Annotated in this window: 5 protein-coding genes; 2 read left to right on the top strand and 3 right to left on the bottom strand. The window is 69.5% G+C overall.

Annotated elements, in window-relative coordinates:
• Together FOY91_RS20785 and FOY91_RS20790 are read right to left on the bottom strand one after the other, a co-directional pair.
• The coding region (locus FOY91_RS20785; RefSeq protein ID WP_203234663.1) for a hypothetical protein at window positions 1-671 on the bottom strand (671 nt) is incomplete at its 3' end.
• 116 nt (window positions 672-787) lie between these two features.
• Complete coding sequence (locus tag FOY91_RS20790; RefSeq protein ID WP_145155911.1) at window positions 788-1,231, bottom strand: host attachment family protein; 444 nt, start codon at window positions 1,229-1,231, stop codon at window positions 788-790.
• A gap of 87 nt (window positions 1,232-1,318) precedes the next feature.
• Here FOY91_RS20790 and serS point away from each other — a divergent pair, with 87 nt between their 5' ends.
• Window positions 1,319-2,593: a serine--tRNA ligase gene (gene serS / locus FOY91_RS20795; protein ID WP_145155913.1), complete on the top strand. Its 1,275-nt coding sequence runs from the start codon at window positions 1,319-1,321 to the stop codon at window positions 2,591-2,593.
• The gene (gene surE, locus FOY91_RS20800; protein WP_145155915.1) at window positions 2,593-3,357 is read left to right on the top strand and encodes a 5'/3'-nucleotidase SurE; all 765 of its coding nucleotides are present in this window, start codon (window positions 2,593-2,595) and stop codon (window positions 3,355-3,357) included. Before serS ends, surE begins: the two co-directional genes overlap by 1 nt.
• 379 nt (window positions 3,358-3,736) lie before the next feature.
• On the opposite strand, the gene FOY91_RS21890 is transcribed toward surE, so the two are convergent.
• Window positions 3,737-3,928 (bottom strand): hypothetical protein (locus FOY91_RS21890; RefSeq protein WP_203234664.1); only part of this gene is annotated, 192 nt, incomplete at its 5' end.

The raw sequence follows: 3,928 nt of genomic DNA on the forward strand, positions 1-3,928 counted from the left end.
TTGGTCGTGTCGAGCAGCGCATACTGTCCATCGACCGACTTGATCGTGCCGACCGCCGCGCCCGCCGTGTCCTTGACCGAGGCACCGGCGGTGATCGCCGCCGCCGTCTTGGCCTTCGCCCCGGCCCCCGCACCGGCCGCAGCCGCCTCGATCTGCGCCTTGGTCATCGCGATGACCAGGCCGTCGCCCTGCGCGGCAAAGGCGGTGATCGGCAGCTTCACCTGCACCTTGGTCGTGTCGAGCAGCGCATACTGTCCATCGACCGACTTGATCGTGCCGACCGCCGCGCCCGCCGTGTCCTTGACCGAGGCACCGGCGGTGATCGCCGCCGCCGTCTTGGCCTTCGCCTCGGCCGCCGCACCGGCCGCAGCCGCATCGAGCTGGACCTTGGTCATCGCGATGATCGGCCCCCTCGGCCCCGTGGCGAACGACGTGACCGGCAGGGCCACCTCGTGCGTGCCGGTGGCGATCACCACGTTGCCGGCGTCCACCTTGGTGATCTTGCCGACTTCACCGCCGGCGGTGTCGAACACCGTCTGGCCGGCGGCCGGGGCGGCGCCTGTCGGGGCGGTCGCGGGCGCCGCAGCACCCGCCGCCGGCGCTGCCTGGGCGAAGGCCGGTGCGGCCGCGACCATCATGACGGCGGCGGCAATGGGTGTGAATTTACGCATGGATGACTCCGTATCGTTGAACCTTGTGCCGGACCAACGCGTCACGCCGCGCTGGTTCCGGCATTCTCGGTGAACGGCGCTTTCGGTGGGATGAACCGCCATTATCGAGGGAACGATCAGCCCGCCGCGGCGAGGATCTTCTCGATCTCGCGCACCGGATGGCCGGTCAGGTCCTTGGGCAACTCGCCCTCCAGCCGGTCGCTCACCTCCTTGTGGTAATGCTTGCGCAGCTCGCCCAGCGTCTTGGGCGGCGCGATCACGATCAGCTTCTCGAAATCGCCACCCAGTGCCCGTCGCTTCAGCAGCGCGGCCGTCTCGGCGGCGAAGCGATCCTCCTCCTGCTGGTGAAAATCCACCTCGCCCATCGCGCTGCCGCTGGCGCCGTGGGTGGAGGAAGCGCGGCCGGCGGCGTCGGTTTTCTGGTCGCGGTCGGCCGGGTTGTCCTGCTCCTCGGCGTGGACCACGGTGAGGTTGAGGTTGGTGGCATCCCCCTCGTTGCGGAAGAACAGCATCTTGCGGCCATCGGCGACGACGACGAAGCTGTTGTGGGGCACGCGCATAAGGCTCTCCTGCTTGTTGGCTTGCCTTGTGAACGCGCGCCCGCAGGGAGGGTTGCCTGTGGCGCGGCGGCCCGTATAGCCGGCGCCATGCACGATATCCGCCTGATCCGGGACGATCCCGCCGCCTTCGACGCCGGCCTCGCGAAGCGCGGCGCAGCCCCGCTTGCCGATGAACTCGTCGCACTGGATGCTCAGCGGAGGCGATTCGATAGCGAATATCAGGACGGAAAGGCGGAAAAGAAGAAGGCTGACAAGGCTATTGGAGCAGCAAAAGGTCGTGGGGACATCGCTTTGTATAATCAGCTTCTCCTTAACGCTCAGCAGTCTGAAGCTATCGATCACGCTCTTCTGGACCAGAGCGTCAGGCTCACAGCCGAATTAGAGGCTCTGCTCGCCGCCATCCCCAACCTGCCCGCTGCCGACGTGCCCGATGGCGCGGACGAGGACGGCAATGTCGAGGTTGCCCGCTGGGGCACGCCGCGCGCGTTCGATTTCACGCCGCGCGAGCATCCCGATTTCGCCGCCCCGCTGGGCCTCGATTTCGAGGGGGCCGCCGCCATCGCCGGCGCGCGCTTCGCCGTGCTGCGCGGGGGTGTCGCCCGGCTTAACCGCGCGCTCGGGCAGTATATGCTGGACCGGCAGGCCGAACGCGGGTTTGAGGAAGTGGCGCCGCCGCTGCTGGTGCGCAGCGAGGCGCTGTTCGGCACCGGCCAGTTGCCCAAGTTCGCCGAGGATCTGTTCCAGACCACCGATGGCCGCTGGCTGATCCCCACCGCCGAGGTGAGCCTGACCAACCTCGTGCGCGAACGCATCCTCGACGAGCAGACGCTGCCGCTGCGCTTCACCGCGCTGACCCCCTGTTTCCGCAGCGAGGCGGGCGCGGCCGGGCGCGACACGCGCGGGCTGATCCGCCAGCACCAGTTCGACAAGGTGGAACTGGTCGCGATCACCACGCCCGAGCAGTCGGCCGCCGAGCACGAGGCGATGACGGCGGCGGCCGAGGCGATCCTGCAGGCGCTGGACCTGCCCTATCGCAAGATGCTGCTCTGTACCGGCGACATGGGCTTTTCCGCGACCAAGACCTTCGATCTGGAGGTGTGGCTGCCCGGCCAGCAGAAGTATCGCGAGATCAGCAGCATCTCCAACTGCGGGGACTTTCAGGCGCGCCGCATGGACGCCCGCTTCCGCACGGCGAGCGAAAAAGGCACGCGCTTCGTCCACACGCTCAACGGCTCGGGGCTGGCGGTGGGCCGCACTTTGGTGGCGGTGCTGGAGAACTGCCAGCAGGCCGACGGCTCGGTCCGCATTCCCGACGTGCTCGTGCCGTACATGGGTGGCGTCACCGAACTGAGGCCCGCCTGATGCGTATCCTGCTGACCAACGACGACGGCATCGACGCCCCCGGCTTGAAGGTGCTGGAGGCGATCGCCCGCACCCTCTCCGACGACATCACGGTGGTGGCGCCGGCCGAGGAGATGTCCGGCGCGGGCCATTCGCTTACCCTCACCCGGCCGTTGCGGGTGCGCGATCACGGCGCGCGGCGCTGGTCCGTCACCGGCACGCCTACCGATGCGGTGATGATGGCGGTCGGCCGGATCATGGCGGAGGAAAAGCCGGACCTGATCCTCTCCGGCGTCAACCGCGGCGCCAATCTGGCCGAGGACGTGACCTATTCGGGCACAGTCTCGGCGGCGATGGAGGGGGCGCTGGCCGGAATCCGCTCGATCGCGCTGAGCCAGGTGTATGCGCGTGGCGGCATGGGCGAGGCGGTGCCGTTCGACGCGGCCGAGGCGTGGGGGGCCAAGGTGCTGGCGCCACTGCTGGCCGAGCCGTTCGTGCCCGGCACGCTTATGAACATCAACTTCCCCCCGCTGCCCGCCGCCGACGTGCGCGGCATCCGCGTGGCGCGGCAGGGCATCCGCGATTACGGCCGGCTGCGGATCGTGGAAGGCAAGGATCCGCGCGGCTTCCCTTATTATTGGTTCGCGCTCGACGGCACCGTCCACACCCCCACCCACGCGACCGATCTGGAGGCCGTGGCGGACGGCTACATCTCGGTCACGCCGCTACATCTGGACCTGACGCACGACCGCTCGCTGGACCGGCTGGCCGCGCTGTACGGCTGACGCCGCCCGGCCGATCCATACCCCGAGCGCAGTCGAGGGGTCGCGCGTGCACGGGCGACGCCGCCTGTCTCGACTGCGCCTGCCCCTCGACTTCGCTCGGGGTATAGGGTGGACAACCCGAATTCCCGATCAGTCTTCAGGGATAAGCGGGCCGGGCTCCCGTCATCCGAGCCCAGAGCACCGGGACTGCGCCGTTCCGGGCCGGTCGGGACGGTGCCGTCCCCGCCCCGCGTGCGGGGGAGTGGCACGCCGCGCGTGATCTGATAGCAATCGGGGCGATGCAGCCGCCCGTCCCTGTCCGCCTCGCGCTTGCGATGGCCCTGCTGGTGCCGGCCGGCTGCATCCCGGGCGGTCGCCCCGATGCCGCGCCCCGGGCGACCTATCCACCCCCCGCCGAACCGGCTGGCCAGCCCGAGCCGTTCGACGACACCGGCCCGCCCATCCGCAACGATCCGGTGGAGATGCCCGCCACCACGCGATAGCTGCGCGCCGCATTGTCGGTGGCGTTGGGCACCACCGGCGCGGCGCGGAACGGGGCGGGGCCGGTGGTGCCCAACGCCACCGACAATGC

This window comes from Alterirhizorhabdus solaris, from assembly GCF_007785815.1.
Taxonomy (GTDB): domain Bacteria; phylum Pseudomonadota; class Alphaproteobacteria; order Sphingomonadales; family Sphingomonadaceae; genus Alterirhizorhabdus; species Alterirhizorhabdus solaris.

Excerpts from the sequence above, each read along its gene's own strand:
- serS (WP_145155913.1), top strand. The coding sequence starts at position 1,319 with ATGCACGATATCCGCCTGATCCGGGACGATCCCGCCGCCTTCGACGCC.
- FOY91_RS20790 (WP_145155911.1), bottom strand. The coding sequence starts at position 1,231 with ATGCGCGTGCCCCACAACAGCTTCGTCGTCGTCGCCGATGGCCGCAAG.
- surE (WP_145155915.1), top strand. The coding sequence starts at position 2,593 with ATGCGTATCCTGCTGACCAACGACGACGGCATCGACGCCCCCGGCTTG.